The sequence below is a fragment of the Amycolatopsis ruanii genome (genome assembly GCF_003385175.1).
GTDB classification, from domain to species: Bacteria; Actinomycetota; Actinomycetes; order Mycobacteriales; family Pseudonocardiaceae; genus Amycolatopsis_E; species Amycolatopsis_E thermalba.
Genome location: NZ_PQHY01000138.1, coordinates 1 through 6,165, shown reverse-complemented (window position 1 = coordinate 6,165; position 6,165 = coordinate 1). Strand labels below are relative to the sequence as shown.

Genomic DNA, 6,165 nt, shown 5'->3' with positions numbered 1-6,165 from the left:
ACCTCCCCCGCCCCCGATCCACAGCCTGCTTTGGTCGCCGATCAGGCGTGTCAAGGTACTCTTTCCCGCCTTGACACGCCTGCTCGGCGACTGAAACACAATCAGGCATCGGGGGCGGGGGTGGTCGTAAGGTGACCTTCCGGCGCCGTGAGGCGCTTTAACCGCCCGCAGGGCGGGCTCTCCGCCTGCCCAAGCCGCCGGTTCAAAGATCAAAAGATGTCCTCGCCGGACGGGCAGGCTCCGGGATGACCAAGGGGTGCCTCGTCTCGCCTTGGCGAGGTGGTCGCTGGGTGGTCATCCCGTCGCCTTCCGGTTTGTGCATATCACCTTGAGCCAGGGCCGCAAGGTTGGCATGGACGGCCGCCGGAGAGAGCCCGGGTTGCGGCCCTGGCTCAAGGTGATCGTCACGTGTCAGGCGACGGGATGACCACCCAGCTACCTTGGGTTCAAAGACGGCGCTGCGCGCTCAGTAGCCCTGGTAGCCGCCGCCGGAGGCCATTGACTTCAGGCCGGGGTGTCCGGCGAACCCGCCGTACCGGTCGAACGTGTACCGCACCCCGGCGATGATGTTGTCCACCGGGTTGTAGATGTCGTCGTGCCCGGGCAGCTTGTGCGCGTTGAACGTCGAGTCGATGCACTGCATCAACCCCTTCGACGGGTGTCCCGCCTTCGCGTTGCTGTCCCACAGGTTGATGGCGTTGGGGTTGCCGCCCGACTCCTTCTCGATGATCGTCCAGATCTTGTCGATGTCGGCCTCGGTGACCGGGATGCCGGCCGCCTGCAGGATGCGGATCGCCTCTTCGATCCACTGCCGCACGTTGCCCGGCGGCTGGCTGCTCGGCGGGCCACCGCTCGGGCCGAGACCGCCGCCCCCGCCACCGCCGCCGCCGCCGCCACCACCGGAGCGCAGCCCGCCGGTGCTTTTCATCGTCTTCGGCTTGCTACCCAGCGGGGGCACCGACGCGTACCCGCCCTCGACGTCCTTCTTCACCAGCGCCATGACCCGGTTGATTTGCTCGTTCGCCCCGTTGAGCAGGCCCTGGATCTGGTCCCGCGCGCCCGCCGCGATCCCGCTGGTCTTCCGCGCGTTCGCGGCCATGATCTCGGCCGACGTCGGTGAGGGCATCGTGGCGCCCTCCTTGCCTTCGCGCACCTCGCGTTCCATCGCCTCGGCCGCGTTCGCGTTGGTCACCGCGTCGCCGTTGGCCTTCTCGATGTCGGTCTGCGCCTGCTGCTTGATCGTGTCGATGCGGCCCTTCACGTCGGCCAGCGACGTCTGCAGGTTCGACAGCTCCCGCGCGACCTCGTCGAGGTGGTCGTTGACCTTTCCGCCCGCGTCGCCGATCTGCTTGACGTAGGCGAAGAACGCGTCAGCCGCCGGCCCGGTCCACGTGCCGCCGCCCAGGGCCGCCGTCGCGTTGCGCAGCGCCGCCGAATGGTCCCCCGAGTCCTTCGACGCCTGCGTGAACTGGTCCGCGACGGCCTGGATCCCCGCCGGGTTCAGCTTCTCGACCTGCTGCGCCCGGGTCTGCACATCGTTCCATTCGGGCGGCATGCCCGGTGCGGCCACCATGTCAGGCCCGCAGGCTTCCGTCCTTGACGGTGGCGCTGTCACGCGCCGCGTCGTCGGTCTCCCGCAGCGCCCGCGCCGCGTCGCGCAGGGCGCTGCCGGTCGACGTCATCAGCTCGGCGGCCGCGTCGAACTGCTTGTGCACGCCGTCGCGGAACGTCCCCAGCGCGTTCACCATGCCGTCCGACGGGTGCTCGCCCGGCTCCAGCTCGTCCGGGTGCTTGATGGCGCCGAACGGGTTGTCCCCGGTCACGCCCGTGACCTTGTCCTTGGCTTTCTTGAAGTGCTCGTGGATGGCCTCGACCTGCCCGGCCACATACTCCAACGAGTCCGGATCGCTTTCAGGCACGTCGCTCACTGTAGGACGATCATCGCGACGCGTACGCGGTTTCCGGCAAGTTCCACCATCCGGTGGTTCACACCTCGTCGAGCAGCTCCGCGACCCGGCTCGCCAGCAGCTGGTTGTCGGCCGGTGCGACCGTCGCCCAGCCCTGCCCGCCGACCTGCAGCAGGTACCGGCCCGCGTCGGTGTCGTAGAACGCCACCACCCGGCCCGCGCGCCGCCCCTGCCGCTCGACGCCGAACTGCCCGCGCGTGGTCATCCCCACCAACATGCCGGCCAGTTCCTGCGCCTCCCACAGCTCGACGCCACGGTCCTCCAGCGCGGTGACCAGCGACTTCGGGTCGCCCTTCGCGTCCGCGTCGGCGGCCCGCAGGGTGCCGTGGGGCAGGGTCACCGAGTGCCCGACCCCGCCCGGCTGCTCACCGGCCACCGACACCGCGGACTCGGCCAGCGCGTTCGGCCGCGCCGGGATGAGCCACACCTCGCCCGAGTCCACCACCGCCAGCAGCGCCTGGTTGCCGTTGCTCGCCGCGAGGCCGCGGATCTCCCGGCCGGTCCACACCCACACGTCGATCGAGACCTGCGGGTTCGCCAGCAGGGTCGCCATGTCGACGATCTCCCCGACGGCCCGCCGCCCGCGCGCCAGTCCCCGGTCGGCGAGCATCTCCCAGGCGCGGTCTTCGAGTTGGCGTCGCTCGGTGTGGGTGGGGCCCGCGCTGGGCATCCGCAGGGCCGGGTGGGCGCGCGGCAGGCGCAGGCTCTGCCACAGGACGTCGAACTCGAGCGTCGTCAGGACGAGGCTCATCGGTCGCCGATCGTGTCCGGTGCGACGTCCCGCCGGTCGGTGAACAGGTCGTTGTCGTCGACGCCGAAGCGCCGGACTTCTTCCTCGCCGTCGCGCGGTGCGGCGGGTTCGAGGATGGCGCGGGTGGTCACCGGGTCCGGGGTGTGGCCGCCGCGCCGGGCCAGGCGGGCTTCCTCCTCCTCGGGCAGGTCGTCGGCGGGGATCTGGTGGATGCGGTGACCGGCGGTGTTCCGGCCGACGCGGCTCTGCCGGTCACCCTCACCGGCGAGCGCGCCACTCGCCCCGGCCGCACCGAGCGCGGGGGCGGCCTCGGCGAGCCCACTGAGCCCCGAGGGGGCCCGCACGGCAGCGAACCCCGGCCCGACGGCGGTGGGAGCCGTGGCGGAGGGCGGCGCGGCACCGGCGGAGCGCCCCTTGCCGAGCGCTTCCTCGGCGGGGGTGGCCGCGTTTCCGGCCCCGGCGCCTGTGCCGCTTCCGGAGGCCGACCCGGCCCGGGCGTTCCCTCCGGGAACAGCAGCGGAGCGTCCTCCAGCGCCGTGGGCTTCCCCGGTGCCCGGTTGCCCGGCGGAGCCGGGTACGCCCGGGCGGGAGGTCAAGCCGGATCCGCTGCCGGAGCTCGTCCGGCCGCTGCCCGCGGCACCGGCGCCGTGCTGTCCAGCGGAGCCGGACGCCTGGCGATCGGCGAACCCGGCTGCGCCGGGTCGCCCAGCGGCGCCTCCGGCACTGGCCGCGCCGCGGTGTCCAGTGGCCCCACCGGCACCGGCTCGTCCAGCGGCCGCGCCGGAAGCGGGAGGCCCGGCTGCACCGCGGTGCCCAGCAGTCGTCCCGCCCGTGCCGGACCGGACGGCGCCTGCCCGGCGATGGACCCCCGCGCCTCCCGCGGTCGAAGCGGCGGTGCCCACAGCCGGAGCCCCGCCGCCGGCCAAGCCCATCCCCGAGGTGTCCGGGGTCGTGTCCTTCGTCCCCTGGGCTTGCGTCGGCGTGGTGTCCGGGAGCGACGGCACCGGCGCCGCCGCGCCACCCACCCCCGAAACCACCCCGGTCCCCGGCGCCGACAGCAGCGAAACCGGCGCCGGAGCGTCCACAGTAGACACCGAGCCCAGGTAGTGCCCGGTGTCGTGGGCGTAGGCGTTCAGCGCGTCCACCGCCTGGGCCTTGGCCTCCTCGGCGGTGCGCACGTCGGCGGCGTGGTCGGTCTCGAACCCGAACAAGCTGAACACCGTGTCCCCGAAGGTGTAGCCGCCCGCCTTGCGCAGGTCCTCCGGCGCGGGCAGCTTGTTCCGCGTCCGGGTGAACGCCTCGGCCTGCTCGAACAACATCTGCGCGGCCTGCTCGACCTTCGCCGTCGCCTCGCCGGAGAACCCGGCCTCGCGCGCGACCACCGACGACGCCTGCCCGCCAGCGCGGCTCTGCCACTCCACACCGAGCGCCGTGAGCTGGGTCCGCAGCGCCGCTTCGGTCTCGGCGAGCGCGCCGGAGATCGACTTCAGCGCCTCCACCGCCGCGGTGATGCCCGACGGCCCCGCGCCGTCGCGGAACTTCTCCACGACCTGCGCGAGCTGCTCCGGCTGGTAGCCGTCGAACCGCTGGTCCCGCAGCTTCGCGACGAGCGTCGGGATGTCGTACTTGCTGCTGTCGAACGTGGCCACGCCAGACCTCACTTCAGCGTTTCGGGCGGTGGGACAGCGCGGCGACCTTCTCCTCCTCGCCGGCCTGGTAGGCCTGCGCGGCCTGCTGCAGCTGCGCGGCCAGATCGCGCAGGTTCCGCACGTAGGCCTGCACCCGCGCCGCGTAGGAGTCGTCGCCGCGGGCCACCAGCCGGTTCCACGCGTCGGCCGCCGTGGTGCTGATCACGTCCTGGGCGGGCGCGCTGATGTCGAGGCCGGCCAGTTGCTGGCGGATGCGCTCGTCGAGGGTGTCGGCCTGCTCGCTGATCACCTGCGCGACCAGCAGCATCTTGTCCGGGTCCACCCGCAGGTCGTGCGGCACCGAGGGCACGCCGAGCGTGGGCGCGAGGCCCTGGCCGGCGCCACGCAGGTCGTCCTCTGCCATAACGCACTCTCCCGGGTACGGACGGTAGCCGACCAGTTCCGGTAGGAAGGCTACCAACCCGGGTGTCAGCTAGGGCTGGAATTCGCCGAAGCGCCGGGCACGGTGATCTCGCCGCGAGCGGCCTTGAGCCCGATGTCGGTGCGGTGGTGCGAGCCGGCCAGGTGCACCTTCGCGACCCGCTCGTAGGCCTGGGCGCGGGCCGCGTCGAGGTCCTCGCCGACGCCGACCACGGACAGCACACGGCCACCGTGCGACACCACGGCGCCGTCGTCGCGGCGGCGGGTACCGGCGTGCAGCACGCCTTCGGCCTCGGCGCCGGTGATCACGTCACCCGCGCGCGGCACGCCCGGATAGCCGTCGGCGGCGATCACGACGGTGACCGCGGAGCCCGGGTGCCACTCCAGCGGCGGCTGCTCGGCGAGGGTGCCGGTGGCGGTCGCGTGCAGCAGCCCGGCCAGCGGGGTGGCCAGCAGCGCGAGCACGACCTGCGTCTCCGGGTCGCCGAAGCGGCAGTTGAACTCGATGACCTGCGGGCCGTCGGAGGTGATCGCGAGGCCCGCGTAGAGCAGGCCGGAGAACTCGGCGCCGCGGGCGGCCATCTCGTCGACGACCGGCTGGACGATGTCGCGCACGATGTCGTCGACCAGGCCCGCGGGCGCCCACGGCAGCGGCGCGTAGGCGCCCATGCCGCCGGTGTTCGGGCCGGTGTCCCCGTCGCCGACGCGCTTGAAGTCCTGCGCGGGCAGCAGCGGCACCACGGTCCGGCCATCGACCAGGCAGAACAGCGACACCTCGGGCCCGTCGAGGAACGACTCGAGCAACACCGGGTGGCCGCCGTCGAGCAGCTTCATCGCGTGCGCGCGGGCCGCGTCGCGGTCCGGGGTGACGACGACGCCCTTGCCCGCGGCCAGCCCGTCGTCCTTGACCACCCAGGTCGGGCCGAAGCGGGAGAGCGCCTCGTCGAGCTTGGCCGGGTTGTCCACGATCTCGCTGCGCGCGGTGGGCACCTTCGCGGCGGCCATCACGTCCTTCGCGAACGCCTTCGAGCCCTCGATGCGGGCCGCGGCGGCGGACGGCCCGAAGACCGGGATGCCGGCCTTGCGCACGGCGTCGGCCGCGCCGGCGACCAGCGGCACCTCGGGCCCGATCACCACGAGGTCGGCCCGCCAGCTCCGGGCCAGCTCGGCGACCGCCGCCGGGTCCGCCACGTCGACACCGAGCTGCTCGGCCAGCGCCGCGGTGCCGGCGTTGCCGGGCGCGCAGGCCAGCGCGGTGACGGCCGGGTCGTGGGACACGGCGAGGAGCAGGGCATGTTCGCGGGCACCGGACCCGATCACAAGGACGCGCACGGGTCCTCAGCGTAGACGCTGACCTGCGGCACGCCCCGTTCACCCG

Annotated in this window: 6 protein-coding genes; all 6 read right to left on the bottom strand. The window is 73.1% G+C overall.

The window, feature by feature from the left end; translation table 11 throughout:
• Window positions 1-466: 466 nt before the first annotated feature.
• The gene (locus D0D28_RS34880) at window positions 467-1,555 is read right to left on the bottom strand and encodes a transglycosylase SLT domain-containing protein (RefSeq protein WP_240323471.1); all 1,089 of its coding nucleotides are present in this window, start codon (window positions 1,553-1,555) and stop codon (window positions 467-469) included.
• Window positions 1,556-1,574: 19 nt separating this feature from the next.
• Window positions 1,575-1,919, bottom strand: coding sequence for a hypothetical protein (locus tag D0D28_RS34875; protein WP_233157349.1), 345 nt, complete (start codon window positions 1,917-1,919; stop codon window positions 1,575-1,577).
• A 67-nt stretch (window positions 1,920-1,986) separates the two neighbouring features.
• Window positions 1,987-2,718 carry an ESX secretion-associated protein EspG gene (locus D0D28_RS34870; RefSeq protein ID WP_094006544.1) on the bottom strand — a complete coding sequence of 244 codons (732 nt, stop codon included), beginning with the start codon at window positions 2,716-2,718 and terminating at the stop codon, window positions 1,987-1,989.
• The gene (locus tag D0D28_RS34865; protein ID WP_162831276.1) at window positions 2,715-4,367 is read right to left on the bottom strand and encodes a PPE domain-containing protein; all 1,653 of its coding nucleotides are present in this window, start codon (window positions 4,365-4,367) and stop codon (window positions 2,715-2,717) included. Before D0D28_RS34865 ends, D0D28_RS34870 begins: the two co-directional genes overlap by 4 nt.
• 13 nt (window positions 4,368-4,380) lie before the next feature.
• A complete protein-coding gene (locus D0D28_RS34860) occupies window positions 4,381-4,770 on the bottom strand; it encodes a PE domain-containing protein (RefSeq protein ID WP_094006542.1) in 390 nt (129 codons plus the stop codon).
• A gap of 65 nt (window positions 4,771-4,835) precedes the next feature.
• Window positions 4,836-6,119, bottom strand: coding sequence for a phosphoribosylamine--glycine ligase (gene purD / locus D0D28_RS34855; protein ID WP_094006541.1), 1,284 nt, complete (start codon window positions 6,117-6,119; stop codon window positions 4,836-4,838).
• Window positions 6,120-6,165 lie beyond the last annotated feature (46 nt).